This window comes from Oceanicaulis sp., from assembly GCF_965249665.1.
In the GTDB taxonomy this organism is placed as follows: domain Bacteria; phylum Pseudomonadota; class Alphaproteobacteria; order Caulobacterales; family Maricaulaceae; genus Oceanicaulis.
The window spans coordinates 2,779,834-2,803,105 of the sequence record NZ_OZ252247.1 but is presented as its reverse complement, the minus strand read 5'-3'; the positions used below and the strand labels follow the sequence as shown (position 1 = coordinate 2,803,105).

Below are 23,272 nucleotides of genomic sequence, written 5' to 3'. Positions count from 1 at the left end.
TGGCGGCCCGGGATCAGTCCCGGGCTGCACGCCACGCCTGAGCCAGTTTGAAAAAGCCTTCGGGCGGAATGGTTTCCGCGCGCGCGCCTGGATCAATTCCGGCCTCACCCAGCAGGGCTTCAGACGTGGCTTGCGTTTGGCTGGCCGCAGGGCCGAGGGATTTGCGCAGAGTTTTGCGTCGCTGGCCAAAGGCGCTTTCGGTCACGATGGAGAGCGCCTTGAGGTCTTGAAAGCGCTGATCTTCGGGCAGGGGCTCCAGCACCACGACCGCGCTGTCGACCTTGGGCGGCGGGGTGAAGGCGCGGGCGGGTACGGTGAAGGCGTAGCGCGATTTGGCCACAGCCGCCGTCAGGATGGCGAGCCGCCCGTATTGCTTGTCACGGGGCGTGGCCACCACGCGCTCAGCCACTTCCTTTTGAAACATCAACACCAGCCGCGTCCACCAGACGGGGTCGGCCTGCAGCCATTTGATCAACAGCGCCGTGCCCACATTATAGGGCAGGTTGGAGGCCAGCATCCGCTCGCCTTCAAAGGACAGGGCGGCTTCGTCCACTTTCAGAGCATCGGCTTCAATGATGGAGAAGCGGCCCGGCGCGGCCGCGCCGATCTGCTCAAGCGCGGGGATGAAGCGGCGATCTTTCTCGATCACCGTGACGCGGGCTGCGCCTTCGCTGAAGAGCGCTCGCGTAAGCCCGCCAGGCCCGGGGCCGACCTCAAAGACGGTGGCGGCGCGCATATCCCCGCACAGGCGGGCGATCTTGGCGGTCAGATTGAGATCGAGCAGGTAATGCTGGCCAAAGCGCTTATCCGCGTTGAGCCCGTGTTCGGCGATGACCGTGCGCAGCGGCGGCAGCTGATCCATGCTCATGACGCCGCCTCACGGTTTCGCACCATCAGATCCGCCTGACGCAGGGCGGCGATCAGGCTGTCAGGTCGGGCAATGCCCTTGCCGGCGATATCAAAGGCCGTGCCGTGATCGGGGCTGGTGCGGATGAGTGGAAGGCCCAGCGTGATGTTGACGCCGCCATGAAAGTCGAGGGTTTTCACCGGGATCAGCCCCTGATCATGATACAGGCAGATCGCAGCGTCATAGTCGGCGCGCGCCTCTTCATGAAACATGGTGTCAGGCGGCAAGGGGCCGATGATGTCCACGCCATCCGCCCGAAGTTGATCCAGCGCAGGGGCGAGGATGTCGATCTCCTCACGGCCCAGGGCGCCATTTTCACCCGCATGCGGGTTAAGTCCCGCCAAAGCCAGTCGCGGCTCCGCCAGCGCGAAATCGCGCTTGAGCGCATCGCGAACCACACGCGCCGTACGCACGACCGCGTCGGACGTCAAAGATTGGATCGCTGTGAGAATGGGGATGTGGATGGAAACGAGCGCCGTGCGCAGGCCGCCGCCTGACAGCATCATCACCGGGCCGCGCGCGCCGGTCATCGGCAGGTCTTCTGTGAGATGGGCGATAAACTCGGTATGGCCGGGAAATCTGAACCCGATTTCGTAAAGCCGCGCTTTAGAGACGGGGTTGGTGACAATGGCGCTGGCTTCGCCTGCGCGGACAGCGTTCACGGCCGCCTTGATCGAGCGCACGGCGGCTTCAGCCTGGGTTTCACTCGGCTCGAGCGCGATCACGGGCAGGAAGTTTGAAAAGACGCCGCGTGCTTCGTCTGCGTCTTTGACCCGTTCGGGGCGTGGAAGGTCAAGCAGCTTCGCCGCCGTCAGAAGCGGCGCCGGATCGCCATAGACGACAAAGCACGCATCTTCGTCGCGCAAAGCACGCCAGGCTTTCAGACAGAGTTCAGGGCCAACCCCAGCGGGATCCCCGAGGGTCAGAGCCAGAGGCGCGCAGATCACCGGATTTCGATGGTGGCGTCACGGCGCAAATCGCGCAGCCAGCGGCGCGATAGCAGGGACAATTGCTGGTTGATCAGCTGGTTTTCGATCTGATCGGTGCTTGGCACGCCCGGCCCCGTGAGCGCCTTATCGCATAACACAAACACCTGAGCGCCCGCCGCTGTATCCAGCACCGGGGTCGCCGAAACCGGCTCAAGACCGCTCAGGGCGTCCCGAATGGTGGGGACAAGCGCATTGGCGCCCACATCGCCCAGATTAGTGACAAAGACGCCTTCAATGCCGCTGACCACGTCTTCGAGCGCGTCGCAACTATTGATGCCGCTTGCCGCCTCAGACAGCGCGGCGCGCTTTTCATCGGTCAGCTGAGAGCGGGGCAAAGTGATCTGGGTCAGGGTCAATTGCTCGACCACCTGACCTTCGCGGCTGTCGATCAGGGCGACCATCTGAAAGCCGCCAGGCACGCGGATCGGATTGGAAATCTGTCCGGGCTGCATCTGTTCGACGACCTCGGCCACCTGGGGGCGAAGGCCCGACAGGGGCAGATAGCCGGTATCGCCGCCGGCGCTGGCGCTGGCGGCGTCAGAGAATTGCTGGGCGACCGCCTGGAAAGGCGCGCCCTGACGCAGTTGATCATAAATGGTCTGAACAATGCCGACCGCGCGCTCTTCGCCGCCGTCAGGGGTGATCTGCACGAAAATTTCGCCCAGACGATATTGCGGCTGGGAGGCGGACTGGATGAAGCGGTCCAACGCCATCTCGATCTGCTGATCAGAAATGCGGATACGCGAGCGATACCGGCCGCTGACCAGAATTTGCCAGGCGATTTCCGCTTTCACCTGCTGGCGAAGGGTGTTGATGTCGATACCGCTGGAGGTGAGGTCGGCTTCCACCTCCTCGACGGTCGCGCCGGAACGGGCGGCGATATCGGCGATGGCGTCATCCACTTCCGCTTCTTCCACATTGAGATCGAATTCACGAGCCTGTTGGAGCTGAAGGGTTTCATCCACCAGACCGCGAATGGCCTGATCCTGAATGCGCGCCAGCATCTCTTCAGTCGGCTGCACGCCGGCCGAGGAGATGATCAGCCGCATGCGGTCGCGCACATCCAGCGTTGTGATCGGCTGGTCATTGACCACAGCTGCGATGCCTTCCACCTGTTGGGCGGAGGCCGTGGGCGCAGCGGTCATCATTGCGATGCCGGCGAGGAAAGTCAGCGCGAGTCGGAACGCCATGTAAGAACCATACGGTTAGAGGTGTTCGGGAAAGATACCGATACCACAGACTGACGCAATCGCCCGACTGCGTGTCAGGGGTTAATCGTCACTCAGGCCGCCCAGGGTGAACAGCACGATCTCGAGTTTTACGGAGTCGCTGGGGCCCAGATTGGCCACATCGATATTGTCGCGCTCCCACAGAATGCGCAGATTGGTGCACTCATCGCGGTATTGCAGGCCGGCGCGCTGGCGGCGGATTTCGTTCTCTTCAAGGTCGATCACACCGTCATAGACCACGGACCAGTCCTCGGTGATCGCGAAACCGGCGCTCGCAGTCACTTCCTCCAGCTGGCGCGTGGAGGCGGCGTCTGTTCGGCGGGTGTAGCGCGTGTTCATCGAGACCCGCCAGGCGTCAAAACCGGCGGTGAGGTCCAGGCGGTTGATCTCCTGGCTTTCAGAATCGATCCGGGCGCGGGCGTCCAGCTCAAACTGGCCCAGATCCAGCTCGATCTGACCGATCCAGTCCGAATCATCATCCGCCAATCCACTGGAGGCCGGAAACCGTTGATCGCCGTCGAGACGGAAGCTGCGGCCGGCGAAGACTTCCAGCTCGCCCGGCAGGCTGCCGCGCCAGTCGGCGACGACGGTCAGGCCCACATCCAGACGCGCTCCGTCTTCCCAAAGGTCATAGCCAGTGGCGCGCGCCGCGTCGAACAGCTGGCTTTGCTGGAACTCGACAGATGCGCTGTCCACATTGACCGGCATGCTGTCGGCATTGTCGCTGCTGGCGATGATCGCGGCCATGCGCGGTGCGATCAGCCAGTTCACATTTTCGCCCGGACGAACGAAAGGCAGGCTGAGATCCAGCCCCGCCGCGCCCAGCGAGCGGGTCAGATTGGTGCTGTCAATCTCATTGCCCGACGCATCGGTCTCGTTGAAAGCGTAAGCGTCCGCGCGCGCCAGCGCGAAGGCTTCGGCCCGCAATCCGCCAGGCAGGATCGTCGGCCGGGTCCAGTCCAGCGACAGGCTGGCGCGCGTATAATCGTCGCCGGCGTTTCGCTGCAGATTGGCGGTGTTGAAGCTGAAATCGAGATCGCCCGCCCATCTTGGCATTGGCAATTCAGCGCCGAACCGGATCAGGGGCGAAATCAGCGGCAGGGTGTCGTCATCGACGTTTTCCTGCAGCTTGTTGAAATGGATGACCGTGGCGTCGCCATGGAAATGTTCGCCATCACCGATGAAGAACACCTGGTTGAGCAGCATGCGCTGATCGCGAATTTCGAACAGGCCATTAGCGCGGTCCGGCGATTCTTCAAATCCGTAGCGGCGCAGATACAAATCACCGCTCACCGCCTCAACGCCAAACCCCCAGCGGAAAGTCTGATTGAATCGGAACAGGCCGTCAGCGAACACATGGCCTCTCAGCTCTTCATCGCCAAACTTGCCGTCCTGATCAAACTCCTGCTCATAGGTGAAGCTGGTCTGGACGTTCATCTCGCCGGAGTAAAAGCGGCGGCTCCAGTCCAGCTGCAACAGCGGGTTCACCTTGCCCATATAGCGCGGTGAGACGATCAGCTCCTGTGACGGTCCGATCGCCCACAAATAGGGCTGTTGGTAAGTGAAGCCTGTACGGCTTGAGCTGTTCAACACCGGAAACAAAAAGCCCGACTGGCGCGCCGCTGACGGGTCGGCATGGGCGAAAACCGGTGAATACAGGATCGGGCGGCCCAGGACTTCCAGCCGCACATTGCGGTAATAGATCACCTTGTTCTGGGTGTCGCGCACCACCCGGCTCGCCCGCAGGCGCCAGGTCGGCTCGCCTTCGCCGGTCTCGCACAGCTCACAGGCGGTGTAATAGGCGTTCGACAGCTCCACCGAGCCGTCCGGGCGGCGCAGGGCAGCGCCTGCTGCGGCGCGCCCATTGTTTTCAAGCAGGGTTGCAAAGCCGCGCGCCACGCCTTCGCGCAAATCGTCGCTCAGTTCGACTTCTTCGGCGAATTGCGCGGGTTCGCTGCCATCAAATATCTGTACGCCGCCGCTGGCGACCACACGGTTGAGGGCCGGGTTGTAGATCAGCTCCTGTGCGAACAGCACCCGATCGCCCGACTGCAACCGCACATCGCCTCGAGCGATATACAGGCCTTGCTGCTGATCCTGGATCAGCTCGTCTGCGTCCAGATAGACCCGATCAGAACTGACAGTCTGCGCCATGGCTGCAGGGCTCGCCGCCGCAAGCAGGGCGGCCAGTGCCGCAGATCGGTACAACGCATTCATGATCAGTGTTCAGTCCCTTGGCCCACGCCCTAGCTAACCCTGTATCGGATTGGGGCGCCAGCGTCCACGCATCAGCCGTCTTCGGTGAGTGCGATAAAGAATAATCCGGCCAGAGAAAACAGGGCGGGCGTCGTCCAGGCCGCTGTGGGCGGAGTGATCGCCCCCGACGCTCCTAGGCCCAGCATCAACTCCTGGCTGAAATAGAGAATGAAACCCGCCGTCGCGCCCGCCACTGCAAACGCTGCGGCTCCGCCCAGTCGGTGCAGGCGCAGCGTGGCGGCGATACCCATCAAAGCCGCCGCGACCAGCATCAGCGGTTGCGCCAGAAGGCCGTGCCAGCGCAGCTCATAAGCCAGAGACGACAAACCGGCGTCGCGTGCGGAATTGATGACGGCGGGCAATTGCCAGAATGAGACAGCGCCGGGCGAGCGGGCGCGCTCAAACAGGGCCTGACGCCCCACATTCGTCGGCAAAGCCACATCACCAAGCGCCATCGCCTGTCCGCCGGGCGCGTACTCCACCGCATTCACAAGGCTCCAGAAGCCGCCATTGAGCTCGGCCCTATCGGCGGTGATGCGGCGGTCCAAGGTCGGCGCGCCGGTCTCAGACAGGACGTATTGGCGAAACACCGGCTGGGTCAGGGAGGCGTCATCCGCGCCCTGCTGCTGGGCGGTGATCATGGTGTAGCCCGTCGCCGTCGTCTCGCGCAGCCAGATCGGGCCGGACTGGTCAGCGCCGCTGGATTGGCCTTCGCCTTCAAACAAGGCTTCGCGGGTGGACTCAAACCGGGCGTTCGACGCGGCGCCCAGCGGATTGAGCGCCAGCGTGCTGAGGGCGCCGGTGAGTGCGGCCAGGATCGCCACCGGCGCCAGAATCCGCCAGGCGGAGTAGCCGGAAGCGCGCATGACGATCAGTTCGGAGCGGCGGTTGAGCCGGAAGAAGGTGAACAGAACGCCGAAGAGCACGATGAAGGGCAAGGTGTCCTGAACCAGCAGCGGCACCTTGAGCAAAGACAGATGCAGCGCCTGAAAGGCGGAAATGCCGACCCGAGTGCCAATATCGCGAGAGGTTTCGACGAAATCGATCAGCATGATGACTGCAGTGATGATCAGCGCGGCGCCGAGCAGTCCAATCAGGGTCTGAGTGAAAATATAGCTCCAGAGCCGTCCGAACATGGTCACGCCTCCGCCATCTGGGTCGGCGATGCTGCAGTGAGCGGCGCCCGGCGGCGCGGACGCCCAATGATGGCGATCGCAACCGCAATGCCCAGGAGCGGCACGAGATACTGCACGGCGTTCATGCCGTCATCAGATTCCGCCGCCGCCTGCACGCCAAAGCCCACAAGGCGCAAGATCACGGCGCTGGCGCCGGCGATGATCAGATTGCGCCCATAGCCGATCCGGCGATGCTCGCCGGACATATAAGCCGCCAGGGCGATCAGCGCGAAGGCGAGGCTGTAGAGCGGGGCGGAGAGGCGGTAATGCCCTTCGGCCAGCAGCCGATCCTTGCCGCCCGCGCGGGCGATGTCTGCGGGAGTTGGCCTGAGCAGCTCGGACAGGAATTTGTCGCTCTCCTTGAAGAAAAGCGAAGCTGTGTTGTCCACAAACACCGTGAGCTCGACCTTGGTGCTGTCAAAGCTGAGATTGGTCAGCACGCCCGACTGGTCGACCTGGGTGCGCACACCGTCTTCGAGCAGCATGACAGGGCCGCGCTCTGTGGCGGCGATCCGGCCGCGTCGGGCGGCGTAGGCGGCGGACTGGCCGGTGCGACGGTCGACGATGAACACATCATTGAGCACGTTGTCATCGCTGATTTCGCGCACATAGAAGGTCACCTGATCGCCCAGCGGCACAAACTCTCCCTCGCGCATGAAGCTGGCGGCGAGGTCGGTGCGAATCTCAAACAATTGCTGGCGCATTTCGCGAAAGCTCGCTGGCTGGACGAACAGATTGATCACCAGATTGAGCAGAACCACATAAATGGCGAGGCGCACGAACGGGCTGACGCGCTGAAACCGGCTCATGCCCGCTGCCGCGGCGACCGTCAGTTCAGAATCGCTCGTCAGCCGGTTGAGCGAAATCGCCACAGCCAGAAAGACGGCGATCGGGAGCAAAAGCGCGATCACCTGCGGCATGGCCAGCACGGTGATGTAGATCAGAACCAGTGCGGTTTCGCCGCGTTCCGCCATAAGATCGAGATTGGAGAGCGATTGCGTCAGAACCGCCAGACCGGTCAGCGCCGCCATCGCGCCCAGGAAGGGCCAGAGCGCCTGTCTGAAAGTATAGCGTTGAAACAGGGTCATTCGGCGCCAATGTGTGAACGGACGAGCAGTCAGTATCCATGAAGACCGCATCTTCTAACGCGGGTTGGGATGCGATACCACTGCCCGCATGGAGTTCTCCTACGGGCCGCGCGGTCCTCGCGCGCCGTAATCTTGCAGATACTAGAAAGGCTTGCCATGAAAATCCTGTTTGCCGCCTCAGCGTCTGGCGATGCAGTTGCAGCGCCGGTTTACGCCGACCGCAAATTGTCGGACGCCGCGAAAGCGCTTGATTCGGCGACCTCCGGCGCAGTGACCCGCGCGATTGAAGCGTCTCGTTTCAAGGGCGGCGCCGGCGATCTTCTGGAAATTGCAGCGCCGGCGGGCGTGGATGCGACCCGCATCGTCCTGTTCGGCCTGGGTGAGAAATCCAAGCTCGACGGCAATAGCGCTGAAAAAGCCGTGGCCGGCGTCATCAAGTCGGTCCTGACCTCTGGGGCTAGGGCGGTCTCCGTGCATTTGGATGGCGACGCCGAACAGCTGTGTCGCGGCGCGCTGGGCGCGACCCTGGCGAGCTATCGGTTCGACACCTATCGCACCAAATTGGCTGAGGATAATAAACCCTCCGTCACCAGCGTCGAGATGGTGTCAGGCGATGCTGCTGCAGCGGAAAAGCTTTGGGCGGATTGGGCGCCGGTTGCTGAGGGTGTGACCCTGGCGCGCGATCTGGTCAACGAAACGCCCAACGCGCTCTATCCTGAAAGCTATGCCGAGAAGGTCAAGGAACTCAGCAAGCTGGGCCTTGAAATTGAAGTTCTTGGCGAAGCCGAAATGGAAAAGCTGGGCATGAAGGCCCTGCTGGGCGTCGGGCAGGGCTCGGTGCGCGAATCCAAAATGGTCATCATGAAATGGAATGGCGGCAAAGAGGGCGAGAAACCGATCTCTTTCATCGGCAAGGGCGTCACCTTTGATTCCGGCGGCATCTCTCTGAAACCGGGCCAGGGCATGGACGAAATGAAGGGCGATATGGGCGGCTCCGCCGCTGTGGTCGGCCTGATGGCGGCGCTCGCGGGCCGCAAGGCGAAGGCGAACGTCATCGGCGTGATCGGCCTCGTTGAGAATATGCCGGACGGCAACGCTCAGCGTCCGGGCGATATCGTCACCTCCATGTCGGGTCAGACCATTGAGATCCACAACACCGACGCCGAAGGCCGCCTCGTTCTGGGTGACGTGCTCTGGTACACCCAAGAGCGCTTTGACCCGAAATTCATGATCAATCTTGCAACCCTGACCGGCGCTATCCTGATTGCGCTCGGCCATGAGCATGCGGGCGTGTTCTCCAATGATGACGATCTGGTCGCCAAGCTGGAGAAAGCGGGCAAGGCATCTGACGAGACTGTCTGGCGTCTGCCGATCGGTCCGGAGTATGACCGTCAGATCGACACCCCGAACGCAGACATGAAAAATGTGGGCGAGGGCCGTCTGGCCGGTTCGATCACCGCGGCGCAATTCCTCAAGCGTCACGTCAATGAGAAGCCCTGGATCCATATCGACATCGCCGGCACCGGCATGCACGCAGGCTCCAAGGATCCGCGTCAGCCCACATTCGGCACCGGCTATGGCGTGCGCCTGCTGGACCGTCTGGTGCGCGACAATTACGAGGGCTAACGCCCTTGCTGCAGCGCCCCCGACCCCAGGGTCGGGGGCGTCGCCTTTCAGGACGCAACATGGCTGAGCTGTGGTTCTATCATCTGGAAAACGCCAGCGTTGACGAGGCGTTGCCAGAGCTTCTGACCAAGCTGATGGAGCGGGGCGGTCGCGCCGTGGTGTGCAGCCAGGAAGAGTCCCGGCTCAACCATCTCGACAGCCATTTGTGGACCTTCCGAGACGACAGTTTTCTGCCCCATGGCCGGGCGGACACGGAGCATGTGGAGCACCAGCCCATCGTGCTGTCAGACCGCATCGATAATCCCAACACCGCCAGCATGTTGTTTTGCCTGGATGGCGCTGATCCGGGCGATGTCGGCGCCTGGGACCGGGTGGTGGTGATGTTTGAAGCGTCCGACGAAACCAGCCTGGCGCGGGCGCGCGCCCTCTGGGCCGCCCAAAAAAAGTCTGATATTCCGATTAGCTATTGGAAACAGAACGACATGGGCCGTTGGGAGCGCAAAGCATGATCCGTACACTCGTTGTCCTCGTTGCCGGTCTGACCCTGACCGCCTGCGCGTCGTCCCCTTCCATGAAGAACCCGAATGCGGGCGCCGATCCCATGCCCGAACCCCAGCCCTGCGCCGCCGAGGCGTATCAGGTGCTGGTCGGCCAGCCCGTGGGCGGCGTGCACACCGACAGTCTGCCGCGTCCGTACCGGGTCTATGGTCCCGGAGACGCCGTGACGATGGATTACCGCCCCGACCGCCTGAACATTGTTGTCGGCGATGACGGCGAGATCATTGAAGTGAAGTGCGGCTGAGGCCGTTAACGCGCCAGCTTGATCTCTTCGAGCATCTGAAGGACTCTTCTCGCCATTAATCTGGGCTGGGGAGAGCACCATGATGACACTGATGATGCTAGCGGTGACGCTGGCGACGGCTCAAGACGCATCGCAAGATGCCATGCCGCAAGACGTCGCTCCGATGATCGAGCGTACGCAAAGTCTCGAAATTCGCTACGGACGATCAGACGGCAGCAATACCTGGGCGGCTGGCCCGTATTCAGGCACGTGGTCGGGACGCGCATCATCAATGAATGTGATGAATCTGCGACGCCGCAACAGCACGCGCACGCAATTGACCGTAAACGGCCCTGGGTTTGAGGACGGAACCGTCAGCCTGTCCTGTGCCGGCGGGGAGTTCGAGTTTGAACTGTTCTGGATCACCTGGGACCGTCAAGACTTGAGCTATGTGTGCGAAATCAGTCGGAATGGCGAACCGATCGACAGCCGGTTTGAGCTCGCCTTTCAGCGCGGTCGCGGTCTGTTGCGAGCCGGACGCAATGAACGCGCCGGGCAGATGGTCCATGAAGGCCAGACCGTCCAGTTTGAGACCCAACGCTTGAGCGGCATAGCCTTTCCATCCGGGAAGGTGCCCGGTTATGTGGTCCGCGCTGACTGGCGCGAGATCGCCGGCATGGATTACGGGGTCATACGGCCAACGCTTTATCTGCCCGACGACGAGGATCCCTATCGTGAAATCGCCCTGTTGACGACAATCGCGCTGGCGACTTTTTTGGATCCGGCGAATATGGGTAATAATTAGGGGGCGTCGGTCACTCCGCCCCATTGCTTTAGCCCATTTCTCTTGCCTGGTCGCGCAGGACAAATTTCTGGATCTTGCCGGTGGCCGTTTTGGGCAGTTCGCCGAACACCACGATGCGCGGCGCCTTGAAGTGCGCCAGATGCTCGCGGGCGAAGGCGATGATGTCTGTCTCGCTGACCGTCGCGCCGGTTTTCAGCTCGATAAAGGCGCAGGGTGTTTCGCCCCATTTGGCGTCGGGTTTCGCCACCACGGCGGCGGCGGCCACGTCTGGATGGCTGTAGAGCACATCCTCCACCTCGACCGAGGAAATGTTCTCGCCGCCCGAAATGATGATGTCCTTTGAGCGGTCCTTGATCTCCACATGCCCGTCCGGGTGGGTGACGGCGAGGTCGCCGGTGTGGAACCAGCCGCCCTTGAAGCTTTTCTGCGTAGTGGCGGGGTTCTTCAGATACCCTTTCATCACCGCATTGCCGCGGATCATGATCTCGCCGAGACTCTCCCCGTCCCAGGGCAGGGGCTCCAGGGTTTCAGGGTTCGCCACCATCAGGTCTTCCTGGGTGATGTAGGGCAGGCCCTGACGCGCCTTCAGCCGCGCGCGCTCTTTTAGCGGCAGCGCATCCCATTCTGGCTTCCACGCGCAAGCGATGGAGGGGCCGTAAACCTCGGTCAGGCCATAAGTGTGGGTGACCGTGACGCCCATCCCTTCCATGCCTGAGATCACGGTGGCGGGCGGCGAAGCGCCGGCGGTCATCATCGCGACGGGATGGTCAAAGCCCGGCCGCTCTGTCTCAGGCAGCTGGATCATCATGCTCATCACGATAGGCGCGCCGCACAGATGCGTGACGGTGTGCTCGGCGATGGCGGACAGGATGGCGTAGGGCTCAACCTTGCGCAGGCAGACATTGACGCCCGCCTTCGCCGCAAGGGTCCACGGAAAGCACCAGCCATTGCAATGAAACATCGGCAGGGTCCACAGATAGACCGGGAAATGGGGCAAATCCCATTCCATCGCATTGCCAAGCGCGTTCAGATAGGCGCCCCGATGATGGGTGACCACGCCCTTGGGGTCGCCCGTGGTGCCCGAGGTGTAGTTGAGCGCAATCGCGTCCCATTCATCGTCGGCGCGATGGAATTCAAAGTCGGGGTCGCCCTGCTTGAGGAAAGCCTCATACTCAATCTCGCCAATCAGCTCGCCATGCTCGGCCAACGGGTCGTCGATATCGATGATGAGCGGCTTCGTTTCAAGCGTCTCAACCGCTTGGGCGATCACGGCTGAAAACTCGCGATCCACCAGGATCACCTTGGCTTCGCCATGCTTGAGGATGAAGGCGATGGCGTCTGCATCGAGGCGGATATTGAGCGCATTGAGCACCGCGCCCGACATGGGCACGCCGAAATGGGCGTCCACAAAAGCAGGAATATTCGGGGCCATCACCGCGACGGTGTCCCCCTTTTTGATCCCGCGCTTAGACAGCGCCGAGGCGAGCCGCTTCGAGCGTTCATACACCTCGCCCCAAGTGCGGCGGATGTCGCCATGAATGACGGCGAGCTTTTCAGGGTAAGCGCGGGCGGTCCGCGTCAGAAAGCTGATCGGGCTTAACGGCACATGGTTGGCGGCGTTCTGATCAAGATCGGTGTCGTAGATTGAGCCCATGTCTAATCACTCCCCAGGATCACGTTCTTCGGACGTTTGATCCGCATTTGGACATGGGGAGGGTATCTGGACAAGGTGACCGCCGGTCACACGACTTTAGGCTTAGATCGCCAGGGTTTATCCGCCCTGGGCCGTCTGGGTGGCCGCCTCGAGCGCTTCTTCCGCCTCCAGCCAGGCCATCTCCGCCTCGTCGATCATATCCACGCATTTTGAGCGCTTCTTCGTCAGCTCGGTCGCGAGATTGGGGTCTTTCTCCCATAGACCATCCACGGCGAGACCCGCGTCGATCTTGTCCAGTACGCCTTTGAGGCGTTCAATCTCTTTCTCGCATTTCGCTGCTTGCGCCTTGAGAGGTTTGAGCTTTTCGCGGGCCTGCGCGGCCTCGCGCCGGTCCTGGGTTTTCTGGCCGCCCGTGGGTTTGGATTTGTCGCGGGGCTTGGCTTCGCCGGCCAGCAGTTCGCGGCGATAGTCATCCATATCCCCGTCATAGGGCAGAATCGTGCCGTCCGCGGCGAGCCAGAGCCGGTCCACGCAGCTCTCGATCAGATCGCGGTCGTGGGAGATGATGATCACCGCGCCGGCAAACTCGTTGATCGCGGCCTTGAGCGCCTCGCGGCTGTCGATATCGAGGTGGTTGGTCGGCTCGTCGAGTATCAGAAGATGCGCGCCATCAAAGGTGATGAGGTTCATCAGAAGGCGCGCCTTCTCACCGCCTGAGAGGTTCTTGGCAGGCGTTTCCTGACGATTGGCGGGCAGGCCGAAGCGCGCCAGACGCGCCCGGCGCTCGGCTTCAGTGGCGTCCTCCATCCGCTCGAGCACATGGGTGTAGGCGGAATGATTGGCCGACAGGGCGTCGATCTGGTGCTGGGCGAAATGGGCGACCACGGCTTTCTTGTGCATGCGCATGGCGCCCGAGGTGACGGGCAGGGCGCCGGTCAAAAGCTTGGCGAAGGTGGACTTGCCTGCGCCATTGCGGCCCAGAAGGCCGATACGGTCATCAATATCGATGCGCATGCCGAGATTTTTCAGGATCGGCGTGTCTTCGCTATAGCCGGTCTCGCATTCGTCAAAGCGCACCAGCGGATTGGCCATGCGGCGCTCGGCGTTCGGAAACTCAAACGGAGCGACCGGATCTTCGACCATTGTGGCGATGGGCTGCATCTTCTCGATGCGTTTGACGCGGGACTGGGCTTGCTTGGCCTTGGTCGCCTTGGCCTTGAACCGGTCCACAAAAGCTTGCAGGCGGCGCTTCTCGTCCTCCTGCTTTTCCACCAGCTTCATCTGCAGGCGCTGACGCTCGGCGAGCTGACGTTGGAAGCGATCGTAACCGCCCTCCCAGACCGAGAGTTTGAGATCCTTGAGGTGGACGATGGAATGCACCGAGGCGTTCAGAAGATCGCGGTCGTGCGAGATGATCAGCGCGGCGCCGGGGAATTTCTGAAGGTGGGTTTCCAGCCAGACCGCGCCTTCCAGATCGAGATAGTTGGTCGGCTCATCAAGCAGCAACAGATCGGGCTTGGCGAACAGGGTCGCCGCCATCGCCACACGCATGCGCCAGCCGCCGGAAAACTCGGCGCAGGCGCGCCCCTGATCGGTCGCACTGAACCCAAGTCCGTTGAGGATCGCGCCCGCGCGCGCTTCCGCTGAGTGCGCGTCGATATCGGCGAGCCGGGTCTGGATCTCGGCGATGCGATGGGGATCGGTTGCGCTTTCCGCTTCAGTCAGCAGGGCGGAGCGTTCGAGATCGGCGGCAAGGACGAAATCCATCACCGAGGTCTGACCCGCCGGGGCTTCCTGGGCCACCGTGCCGATCCGCGCGCCCGGCTGCACGCTGACCGAACCGTCATCGGGGCTCTGATCACCCAGGATCAGCCGGAACAGCGTGGATTTGCCCGTGCCGTTGCGCCCCACCAGCCCCATGCGGGTCTTGGCGGGCAGGAACAGCGTCGCCTGATCAAACAAGAGGCGACCGTCGATACGGTGGGAGAGGTCATTGATGTGCAACATGGGAGGCGCGGACTAGCACGGGTTCACAGCCGAGAGAAGCGCCGCTATAAGCCGCGGCAAATCCATTCCCCTCTCAATCCTTGAGAGGCCAGACAGGGACACCGTCACATGGCGATCCAGCGCACCTTCTCCATCATCAAACCCGACGCCACCGCGCGGAACCTCACCGGCGCCATCAACGCCAAGATCGAGGAAGCCGGCCTGCGCATCATCGCGCAAAAGCGCATCCGTCTGAGCAAAGACCAGGCTGAAGGCTTTTACGCCGTGCACAAAGAGCGTCCGTTCTTCGGCGATCTCGTCAGCTTCATGATCTCCGGTCCGGTGGTCGTGCAGGTTCTGGAAGGTGAAGACGCCATCGCGAAATACCGCGAAGTCATGGGCGCCACCAATCCTGAAGATGCGGCTGCGGGCACCATCCGCAAAGAGTTCGCGGAATCCATCGAAGCCAACTCCGTACATGGCTCCGACGCGCCGGAAACCGCCGCTCAGGAAATCCCGTTCTTCTTTTCGGACGACGAAATCGTCGGCTAATCTGCTTGCTGCAGGGCTGAACGCAAGACCCCGGCGGAGCGATCCGCCGGGGTTTTTTGTATCAGCGTGTCAGACGCTCGATATGCGCGATCGCCGCGTCCAGCATTGCATCGCCCTGATCGCCGAGCCTCGGGCGGGGCAAGCGCATATCCGGCTCCAGCGGATGGGTGTGCGTGTCGCCATTGGGGCGAATGATCAGCGCCTTGGGATAGCCCGCCACAAGGCCTGAACGGGGCAAGGTGAACTGCTCCATGGCGCCCAGCGTGGTGGTCATGTCGGTTGTGGCTTCGCCGATCACGGCGCCGAAGCCGTAATCTTGCACAATGGCGCCTACCGAGACGGCGTTGGAAAAACTGCGCCGGTCAACGAGCGCATAGACTGCGCCGTCAAACTGTTGACCCTCTCGGGGATGCGCATAAGGCAGCTCAAAGCTCACCGTCTCGCCATTGGGCGCGCTGTCATAAAGATCAGCCAGCATATGCGATGTGCTGGAGGGCGTATCCGGCGCCGCGTCGATCCGCGCCTGATTGGAGGCCGTGCTCAACGCGCTCACGCGGATCCGAAACTCGGAGGCGAACCGGAAGGGACGGTCTGCGAACCAGGAGATGACAGGGTCTGACCAGGAATTGTCCCCGCCCGGATTGTCGCGGAGATCGAGGATGAGCGCCTCTGCGCCCTGATCAATGAAGCTCAGAAAGGCGTCGTCGATGAACGCTGTATAGGCGGCCAGCGCCTCAGGATCATAGGCTTCCTGTGGATTCTGGGCGGCCGTATTGTAGAACGGTCCGGGACGCAGATAGGCGATGGCGCCCTTCACCATGCGCGCTTCGCGGCCTGACAGATCAATGCGCTCAACACCGTCACGCACTGACAGGGCGGACATGGGTATGGCGTCCAGTTCGACGTCGCGCCTGTGGCCTGCGGTGTCTTCCAGCGTGAGCGTGAATCGCGACAGCGGGCCATATTCGAGCCAGATGTAATACAGCTCCATACCCTGCATCTGGCTATAGGCGAGGGCGGGCGTATCCGCAGAGATATTCCGGGTCAGGCGCGCCAGCCCGTCCGCATTGGACGCGCCCTCCAGCGCCACGATCCGGTCGCCGGGACGCACGCTTGAATCAGACGGCGCGCGGGTGACGATAACCTCGCCCTCGCGCACCTCAAAGCTCAGGGGAAAGACCAGAGCGTCATCAGACGCATAATCGAGAAAGCCCGGATTAAGCCCTTCAATCCGGGTATGGGCGATATGCGCCTGGGCGGCGAAGCGCTGCAAGGCCGAGTGAAGCGCCGATGGGGTGATCGGTCCGTCGTCGAGCCTGTCTTGCAGCTCTTGGAAATACTGGTCAAAGACTGGCTGGGGCGTGTTGACGTAGAGATCGTAATGCGCCGCCTGAAAGCCCTCATAAAGCGCTTGAGCGTCCGCTTGGGCGTCGCTGGCGGAGATCAGCTCCTGCGCCTGACAGGTGGGAAGCAGGGCGGCGCCGAGCACGCCGAGCAAAAGGGATCGAACCATGTGTGTCATCCTGAACTGTGTGGCGTCCCGCACCGGACGCCCCTACACACAAGATCGACGGGGGCGTGATTGCCATGACCGCCGCTTCCTGATTGTCTGACCTTTCCTCCTTTAACCTCGCCGGGACTGAAATGAGAGCTGAAACCGCGTTCCAGATGGGGCCCTGGCGAGTTGACCCCGGGCTCAATCAGATCATCGGTCCGGAGGGTGGCGTCGAACTCGAGCCGCAAGTGATGGACTTGCTGGTTTATCTGGCCGAGGCGAACGGTGAGGTGCGCTCCAGGGATGAAATCGCCAGCGCGCTCTGGCCGGCCGCAAGCGTCAATGATGACGCGCTCTCTCGCACGGTCTGGAAATTGCGCCAGGTGCTGGGCGATGATGCGAAGTCGCCGCGCTATGTGCAGACGGTGTCCCGGCGCGGCTATCGGCTGCTGGAGACAATCGAGCCGGTGAACGACGCGCCCCAGACGCCCCTCCGCAAGGTGGGGGCGCCGGTTTTTCTGGCGGCGGCGGTGGTGGTGATGATCAGTCTTGTCGGGATCAGCGTGCTGTCACGGAGCGGGGCGGCGCCGCGCCTGGAGCCGTCAATTCAGTCAAACGACGAGACTTTGGCGCTGCTGGATCGCGCAGACGGGTTTTACGCCCAGTATACGCGTGCGGACAATGAAGCCGCCTTGCGCCTCTATGAGCGGGTGCTGGCGCAAGACCCAGACAGTGCGGCGGCGCTGGCGGGACAGGCGAACGCCCTGACCCAGCGAGTGATCCGCTGGGGGCTGGACGGCGAAGCGAACCGAACCACGCTGACGCAGGCGCTTCAGTCGGGCGAAATGCAAACACAGCGTGCGCAAGCGGCGCTGTTGCGCGCAGACGCTTTGGCTGAGGAAGCGACCGAGCTCGACCCCGGACATGCCCGCGCCTGGCGGGCGCTGGGGCTGGTCAGGGCCGCGCAGTCAGATTTTGACGCCGCGCGCCGCGCCTATGACCGGGCGCTGGTGATCGACCCTGAGAACTGGGGCGCGATGATCAATTTGTCAGAACTTGAAGCGCTGACCGGCCATCCTGAGCGGCAAGCGGAGCTTCTGGCGCGCAGTTTTGAGGCGATGTCGCGCGATTACGCCGACAACCCGGTGGCGATCCGGCCCTGGCACAGCGCTGTGGGGTTGTCTGTGGCGCGCTTGCGGGCCGACGCCGGGGAGGCTCAACAGGCTGAGCTGTGGTATCGCCGCGTCCTGGCGCTGGACCCGCTCAACGCCGAAGCGGTAACCGGCTTGGCTGCGGTTTTGCGCGCAAGCGGGGATGTGGCCGGGGCCGACGCGCTCTGCCGCGAGCTGGAAGCAGCGGGCGGCGGGCGGTGCGCCCGTTAATCCAGGCGCGGTTTCTGGCGCAGGCTCTTGGTCTGGCTCTTCTTGGCCTTCTTGTCCTTCTGGCGCTTGATCGAGCTGAGCGACGGGCGCGATTTGATCCGCGGTTTGGGCTTGCGGCTCGCCTGTTCGATCAGGCGTTTCAGGCGAGTGCGGGCTTCGGCGCGATTGCGATCCTGAGAGCGGTGATCTTCCACATGCAAGATCAAGACGCCGTCCTGGGTCATCCGGGTTCCGGCCAGTCTGACCAGGCGTTGCTTGATTGCGGGGGGCAGGGCGCTGGCGCTAACGTCAAAGCGTAGCTGCACCGCGCTTTCAGTCTTGTTCACATGCTGACCGCCGGGCCCGGACGAGCGCACGAAGCGCTCGGTGATCAGGCTTTCATCAATGCTGAGATCGTCATTGATGCGCATGTCAGCCCGAGACAGGTTTTAGACGGATCGCCAGAGCAGCCCCCGCAAGCGCGCTGACGGCCAGTCCGATCATGACCCACGGCCCGCTCAGTTGATAGAGCCCGCCCATGATCAGCCCATAGACCAGCAACAAGACACCGATCACGGTGTTGGAAACGGCGGTATAGCTGGCGCGGGTGTCTGCGTCAGCGAGATCCACCAGATAGGTGGAGCGCCCGAGCCGGACGCCCTGATGCCCGAAGGCGAGCACGAACAGCACGCCGGCATGGAAGATCATCAGTTCAGACCAGGGTGCGTCCATCAGAAGGCTCGCCCCGCTTGCAAGGCACGCTATAGCGCCCGCCAGCCCGCCCGCAGCCAGCACCCAGCGGCTCGATTTGTCCGCCAGCCGCCCCCAGGCCCAGCCGCTGACAAAGCCGGCGCTGGCCGACGCCACCAGAAATCCGCCGAGGCCCGCGAGCTCGGCGCCGGTCCGGTTCTGAGCGGCGGACACCAGAAAGGGCGGCGCGATGGAGGTGGCGATCATCAAGGTGCGCGCGGCGACAAACTGACCAAAATCACGATCGGTCCACAGAAGGCGGATCTGCTTGATCGCCTCGGGGAAGGCGTTGGCGCCGCCTTCGGTCGAGCCGGGCGCTTCTTCGAGCTGCAGATACACAGCCGCAGCGGTCATCCACAGGCCGGCGCCCAGAAATAACAGGCCTGCGATGACAGGCGCGCCCGTATCGGGTGAGACCACCAAGACAGCCCCGAAAACCAGCGCGACGAGCCCCGAGATGGTGGTGGCGTAGCCGCTGACCGCGCCGCGGCGGGTTTTCGAAACGGTCTTGCCCAGAACATCCTTGTGACTGACCGAGCACAGGCTGCGCGCGACCGCGAACACGCCGACCATGGCGATCAGCAGCCAGCCCGCCAGCGCGCCGTCGAGCGTCAGCGCGATCACGGCCATGATCACCAGCGCCAGCGCCTGCCCCAGCGAGCCCGCAGCCCAGACATATTTGCGCTTTTCTCGCTCACGAATGGCGGTCGCAATGAAGAGCTGTGGCAGGAGCGCGCCGGCTTCGCGCACGGGGGCCAGCAAACCCACCAGAAAGGCCGGGGCGCCCAGGGCGCCGAGCAACCAGGTGAGGGTGAGTTTGGGGTCGACCAGCGCGTCGCCAGTCTTGGTCAGGCTCAGAGAGAGGGTGGAGAAGACCCAATTGCGCGGCTGATGCTGACAGGCGCTTTCGGGCACGTCCTTGCAGACCCGGGCCTCGTCATCGTCATAGAGCGCCGAGTATACGGTTTGCGAAAGTGCATCTTGGGGCGCCTCGCTCATCGGGTCCGTCTCCTGTCACAGCCATGCGAGAGCGTGAGCTAGACCGCCGGATTGATCAAAAAAGTTTCGCTATCCGGTTCGCTGCCCTCGGCGATGCGCACGGCTTCCGCAGAAACGCGCGCCTTTCCTTCCACCACCAATTTCAAGCAAGCAGGGTAGAGCTTGTGTTCCGCTTCCAAAACCCGCGCAGACAAGGCCTCTGGCGTGTCGCCCGCCATGACCGGCACCACGGCCTGACCAATGATCGGGCCGTCATCCATCTCCGCGCGCACGAAATGCACGGTGCACCCATGGACTCGCACGCCTTGTTCCAGAGCGCGTTCATGGGTGTGTACGCCCTTGAAGGCAGGCAAAAGCGAGGGGTGGATGTTCAGCATCCGGTCGCGCCATTTCTCGACGAACCAGTGCGTGAGAATGCGCATGAAGCCGGCCAGGCACACAATCTGGACGCCCGCTTCGCGCAGTTTGGCGTCGAGGTCTTTTTCAAAATCCTCGCGGTCTTCATACAGAGTGTGATCGATGAAGCCTGTGGGCACATCCACCTTGCGGGCGCGTTCCAGGCCTTGTGCGCCCGCCTTGTTGGACAGGACGAGGACGATCTGTGCAGGAAAGTCCGGATGTTGGGCGGCATCCAGCAAGGCCTGAAGGTTTGACCCCCGCCCGGAGACCAAAACGCCGACTTTCGTTTTCGCCATTGTCTAGCTCGCCTTCAACGCGCCGATGAGGCTGGCGGTCTCGCCTGCTGCGTTTAACGCTTCGCAAATCGAGTGCGCCTCGCTGGCCTCGACCGCCAGGATCATGCCGACGCCGCAATTGAACGTCCGGCGCATTTCGCTCTCGGCCACATCGCCCGCTTCCGCCAGCCATTTGAACACGGCGGGGCGCTCAAAGCTGTCATAATCCACCTCGAATGTCAGATGGTCGGGCAGCATGCGCGGGGTGTTTTCAGTGATTCCGCCGCCAGTGATGTGCGCCAGCCCCTTGATGCGGCCTTCGCGGATCAGCGGCATCAGCGCTTTGACATAGATGCGGGTCGGCTCCAGCAGGGCTTCGGCCAGTTTGCGGCCCGGTGCGAAAGGCGCATCGCTGTCAAAATCGAGCCCGGCATGGTCGATGATGCGGCGAATCAGCGAATAACCGTTTGAATGCGGACCGGAGGAGGCGAGGCCGATCAGCGCGTCGCCCGCCTTCATCAGGTCGTGACGGGGCAGCAGCGCGCCGCGCTCGGCGGCGCCGACCACAAAGCCCGCCAGATCAAAATCCTCGCCCGTATACATGCCCGGCATTTCCGCCGTTTCACCACCGATCAGCGCACAGCCCGATTGGCGACAGCCTTCGGCGATGCCTTCAACCACAGCCGCGCCGCGTTTGGGGTCGAGTTTGCCGGTGGCGAAATAATCGAGGAAGTACAAAGGCTCGGCGCCCTGGGCCAGGATGTCGTTGACGCACATGGCCACCAGATCAATCCCCACCGTGTTCACAATGCCCGAGCTGATGGCGAGCTTGAGCTTGGTGCCCACGCCGTCCGTGCCGGAGACCAGAACGGGATCGTGAAAGCCAGCGGCCTTGAGATCGAACGCGCCGCCAAAGCCGCCAAGACCGGTGTCCGCGCCAGGGCGCGCGGTGGATTTGGCGAGCGGCTTGATGGCCTGAACCAGGGCGTCGCCTGCATCAATGCTGACGCCGGCGTCAGCGTAGGTCAGTCCGGATTTCGAGCTCGGGTCGGAGTGTGACACGTGCGGCTCCCTTGGCCATATCGTCAGTTCAGGCGTGCATAGCGTGCAATTGTCAAAAGTGCGAGAGGGCGGGGCGCCGCAACAGGCTTCACCGCAGCGCGCATCCGCGTATAGTCGCGGACAGAGATGACGTATCAGGGGATCACCATGCAAGCGATCAGGCAAGCAATGCAATGGGCTTTCGCGGGGCTGGCGGCTGGCGTGATGAGCGCTTCGGCTTTGGCGGACAGCCCATTTACCATTGACGGCGTGGCCATTGATGCGCGGGCGGATACGGCCTTTGACGCCCAACGCACAGCACTGGAAGAGGGCCAGACCCAAGGCGCCCTGAGGCTGATCGAGCGTCTGACCTTGCCTGAAGACAGAATGGAGTCCGGCCTGCCTGTCATCACCGCAGATGAGGCGGCCAGTTTGATTGCGGGACTGCAAATCTCTGACGAGCAGCGCTCGGCCACGCGCTATCGCGGTGTGCTGAGCCTCGATTTCGATCCACGCGCCGTGCGCCGGTATCTGTCGGGATTGGGCGTGCCGTTTGTTGAATCCCAGTCTGCGCCCATGGCGGTCATTCCGGTGACCGAGCTGAGCTCAGGGGCGCGGGTGCTGGGCGGAGACTGGCTGGAGGTTTGGCGTAACAATGGTTTCGAGCATGCGCTCACGCCGGTTCTCGCTGTTGAGGACGATGCGATTTCAGCAGAGGCCGTGGTGTCTTTGAATGCGAGCGCCTTGCGTTCTTTGCTTGATGAGATGGGGCTTGAGCGGGCCATGGTGCTGGTCGCGCGTCAGGAGCCGGGGTCCGTGCGCGCCGGCGGTGTGATCGTCAGCTTTGACGGCGAGGGCGGATTGCAACGTGAAACCGTATCCCCGATCAGCCTGGCGGGCGGATTTGAGGACGCCGCGCGCGCCATTGTGGAGCGCCGTGAACAGGCCTGGAAACGCGCTAGCGTGGTGCGTGATACGACCGTGGCCGAACTCGATCTGAGCATTCTTTTTGACAATCTGGCCGAATGGCGAGAGCTGCAACAGGCGGTGACCGGCGCGTCCCTGATCCAGAATGCGCGCCTGGACGCCATTTCGCGCACCGGCGCTGCGATGACGATCACCCATCGGGGCGCACGCGAACAGGTCATGGCCGAACTCAGCGCCCGCGGCGCGGTTCTGGCTGAGGATGAAGCTCTGGGTTGGACAGTACGCAGCCGCTAATGAAGCCAGGACAACTCGCGCTCGATCTCGTGCTTGAGCCCGACTATCGGGCCGAAGCCTTTGCGGTCAGCGAAGCCAACGCCGCCGCCCTGGCGCTCGTCAATCGCTGGCCGCGCTGGCGGCAAGGTCATCTCTTGCTGGTCGGTCCGGCGGGCAGCGGCAAGACGCATTTGTCTCACATGTGGACCGCGCGCACGCGCGCTATAAGGCTGGACGCCTCGGATCTGACGAAAGGTCTGAAGAGCGTCGGGCGCGGCGCTGCCGTTCTGGTCGAGGATTGCGACAAGGGTGTGGATGAGAACGCCCTGTTTCATCTTCTGAACCGGGCTGCGGGCGATGCGGGCGTGACGGTATTGATGACAGCGGGCAAAGCCCCGGCGGACTGGCCGGTGTCGCTGCCCGATCTGGCCTCACGCATGATTGCGACGGAAACCGCGGTTTTGCATGAGCCTGACGACGCCTTGCTGCGTCAGGTGATGGAAAAACTTTTCCGTGACAAACGCACGCCGCTTTCTCCGGGGGTCCTGGAATATCTCCTTGATCGCATGGAGCGATCTGTGGATTACGCCCGGCGTTTGACGGCCTGGCTCGACCGTGAGGCGCTGGCGCGCAAAGGCCCTGTCACGCGCACACTTGCGCGCGAGGGGCTGTCAGTCCTATCCAGTTGACCCAACGCGCCCTTC

At 62.7% G+C, this 23,272-nt stretch carries 21 protein-coding genes; 8 read left to right on the top strand and 13 right to left on the bottom strand.

Translation table 11 applies throughout. From position 1 onward, the window contains the following. Window positions 1-13: 13 nt before the first annotated feature. The 6 genes from rsmA to ACP154_RS13465 all read right to left on the bottom strand — a co-directional run bounded on the left by rsmA (window position 14) and on the right by ACP154_RS13465 (window position 7,644). On the bottom strand, window positions 14-868 hold the full coding sequence (gene rsmA / locus ACP154_RS13490) for a 16S rRNA (adenine(1518)-N(6)/adenine(1519)-N(6))-dimethyltransferase RsmA (protein ID WP_421858281.1): 855 nt from the start codon (window positions 866-868) through the stop codon (window positions 14-16). Further along, entirely contained in the window at window positions 865-1,851 is a 987-nt protein-coding gene (gene pdxA, locus ACP154_RS13485) for a 4-hydroxythreonine-4-phosphate dehydrogenase PdxA (protein WP_421861444.1), read from the bottom strand. Before pdxA ends, rsmA begins: the two co-directional genes overlap by 4 nt. Then, window positions 1,851-3,086 (bottom strand): peptidylprolyl isomerase, encoded by a 1,236-nt coding sequence (locus tag ACP154_RS13480; RefSeq protein WP_421858284.1) that lies wholly within the window; start codon window positions 3,084-3,086, stop codon window positions 1,851-1,853. Before ACP154_RS13480 ends, pdxA begins: the two co-directional genes overlap by 1 nt. An 81-nt stretch (window positions 3,087-3,167) precedes the next feature. After that, window positions 3,168-5,342, bottom strand: coding sequence for an LPS-assembly protein LptD (locus tag ACP154_RS13475; RefSeq protein WP_421858287.1), 2,175 nt, complete (start codon window positions 5,340-5,342; stop codon window positions 3,168-3,170). A 71-nt stretch (window positions 5,343-5,413) separates the two neighbouring features. After that, the gene (locus ACP154_RS13470) at window positions 5,414-6,517 is read right to left on the bottom strand and encodes an LptF/LptG family permease (protein ID WP_421858289.1); all 1,104 of its coding nucleotides are present in this window, start codon (window positions 6,515-6,517) and stop codon (window positions 5,414-5,416) included. 2 nt (window positions 6,518-6,519) lie between these two features. Continuing rightward, window positions 6,520-7,644, bottom strand: a complete 1,125-nt coding sequence (locus tag ACP154_RS13465; protein ID WP_421858291.1) for an LptF/LptG family permease — start codon at window positions 7,642-7,644, stop codon at window positions 6,520-6,522. Window positions 7,645-7,800: 156 nt separating this feature from the next. Here ACP154_RS13465 and ACP154_RS13460 point away from each other — a divergent pair, with 156 nt between their 5' ends. The 4 genes from ACP154_RS13460 to ACP154_RS13445 all read left to right on the top strand — a co-directional run bounded on the left by ACP154_RS13460 (window position 7,801) and on the right by ACP154_RS13445 (window position 10,856). Continuing rightward, window positions 7,801-9,270 (top strand): leucyl aminopeptidase, encoded by a 1,470-nt coding sequence (locus tag ACP154_RS13460; protein WP_421858293.1) that lies wholly within the window; start codon window positions 7,801-7,803, stop codon window positions 9,268-9,270. Between the two features lie 59 nt (window positions 9,271-9,329). Next, on the top strand, window positions 9,330-9,779 hold the full coding sequence (locus ACP154_RS13455) for a DNA polymerase III subunit chi (RefSeq protein WP_421858295.1): 450 nt from the start codon (window positions 9,330-9,332) through the stop codon (window positions 9,777-9,779). Next, window positions 9,776-10,072: an I78 family peptidase inhibitor gene (locus ACP154_RS13450; protein WP_421858297.1), complete on the top strand. Its 297-nt coding sequence runs from the start codon at window positions 9,776-9,778 to the stop codon at window positions 10,070-10,072. Before ACP154_RS13455 ends, ACP154_RS13450 begins: the two co-directional genes overlap by 4 nt. A gap of 79 nt (window positions 10,073-10,151) precedes the next feature. Next, window positions 10,152-10,856, top strand: a complete 705-nt coding sequence (locus tag ACP154_RS13445) for a hypothetical protein (RefSeq protein WP_421858300.1) — start codon at window positions 10,152-10,154, stop codon at window positions 10,854-10,856. 28 nt (window positions 10,857-10,884) lie between these two features. Here the strand turns inward: ACP154_RS13445 and ACP154_RS13440 are convergent, their stop codons facing one another. Together ACP154_RS13440 and ACP154_RS13435 are read right to left on the bottom strand one after the other, a co-directional pair. After that, window positions 10,885-12,510, bottom strand: a complete 1,626-nt coding sequence (locus tag ACP154_RS13440; RefSeq protein WP_421858303.1) for an acyl-CoA synthetase — start codon at window positions 12,508-12,510, stop codon at window positions 10,885-10,887. Window positions 12,511-12,627: 117 nt separating this feature from the next. Beyond that, window positions 12,628-14,517: an ABC-F family ATP-binding cassette domain-containing protein gene (locus tag ACP154_RS13435; protein WP_421858306.1), complete on the bottom strand. Its 1,890-nt coding sequence runs from the start codon at window positions 14,515-14,517 to the stop codon at window positions 12,628-12,630. Between the two features lie 108 nt (window positions 14,518-14,625). Here ACP154_RS13435 and ndk point away from each other — a divergent pair, with 108 nt between their 5' ends. Continuing rightward, window positions 14,626-15,048 carry a nucleoside-diphosphate kinase gene (ndk, locus tag ACP154_RS13430; RefSeq protein ID WP_107713428.1) on the top strand — a complete coding sequence of 141 codons (423 nt, stop codon included), beginning with the start codon at window positions 14,626-14,628 and terminating at the stop codon, window positions 15,046-15,048. Window positions 15,049-15,109: 61 nt separating this feature from the next. Here ndk and ACP154_RS13425 read toward each other — a convergent pair whose 3' ends face one another. Then, the gene (locus tag ACP154_RS13425; protein WP_421858309.1) at window positions 15,110-16,561 is read right to left on the bottom strand and encodes a S41 family peptidase; all 1,452 of its coding nucleotides are present in this window, start codon (window positions 16,559-16,561) and stop codon (window positions 15,110-15,112) included. Between the two features lie 131 nt (window positions 16,562-16,692). Here ACP154_RS13425 and ACP154_RS13420 point away from each other — a divergent pair, with 131 nt between their 5' ends. Then, window positions 16,693-17,925, top strand: coding sequence for a winged helix-turn-helix domain-containing protein (locus ACP154_RS13420; protein ID WP_421858312.1), 1,233 nt, complete (start codon window positions 16,693-16,695; stop codon window positions 17,923-17,925). On the opposite strand, the gene arfB is transcribed toward ACP154_RS13420, so the two are convergent. Genes arfB through purM form a run of 4 tightly spaced genes read right to left on the bottom strand, consistent with a single transcriptional unit; the run spans window position 17,922 to window position 21,389 of the window. Further along, entirely contained in the window at window positions 17,922-18,335 is a 414-nt protein-coding gene (arfB, locus tag ACP154_RS13415) for an alternative ribosome rescue aminoacyl-tRNA hydrolase ArfB (protein ID WP_107713425.1), read from the bottom strand. The two genes, ACP154_RS13420 and arfB, sit on opposite strands and share 4 nt — an antisense overlap. A 1-nt stretch (window position 18,336) precedes the next feature. Continuing rightward, window positions 18,337-19,653 (bottom strand): MFS transporter, encoded by a 1,317-nt coding sequence (locus ACP154_RS13410; protein ID WP_421858314.1) that lies wholly within the window; start codon window positions 19,651-19,653, stop codon window positions 18,337-18,339. A 38-nt stretch (window positions 19,654-19,691) separates the two neighbouring features. Continuing rightward, complete coding sequence (purN, locus tag ACP154_RS13405; RefSeq protein WP_421858317.1) at window positions 19,692-20,348, bottom strand: phosphoribosylglycinamide formyltransferase; 657 nt, start codon at window positions 20,346-20,348, stop codon at window positions 19,692-19,694. Between the two features lie 3 nt (window positions 20,349-20,351). Then, on the bottom strand, window positions 20,352-21,389 hold the full coding sequence (gene purM / locus ACP154_RS13400) for a phosphoribosylformylglycinamidine cyclo-ligase (protein ID WP_421858319.1): 1,038 nt from the start codon (window positions 21,387-21,389) through the stop codon (window positions 20,352-20,354). A gap of 147 nt (window positions 21,390-21,536) precedes the next feature. On the opposite strand from purM, the gene ACP154_RS13395 reads away from it, so the two are divergent. Together ACP154_RS13395 and ACP154_RS13390 are read left to right on the top strand one after the other, a co-directional pair. After that, the gene (locus ACP154_RS13395) at window positions 21,537-22,589 is read left to right on the top strand and encodes a DUF2066 domain-containing protein (RefSeq protein ID WP_421858322.1); all 1,053 of its coding nucleotides are present in this window, start codon (window positions 21,537-21,539) and stop codon (window positions 22,587-22,589) included. Next, window positions 22,589-23,257 (top strand): AAA family ATPase, encoded by a 669-nt coding sequence (locus ACP154_RS13390; RefSeq protein ID WP_421858325.1) that lies wholly within the window; start codon window positions 22,589-22,591, stop codon window positions 23,255-23,257. The genes ACP154_RS13395 and ACP154_RS13390 overlap by 1 nt, the downstream gene beginning before the upstream one ends. The last annotated feature ends 15 nt before the right edge of the window (window positions 23,258-23,272 follow it).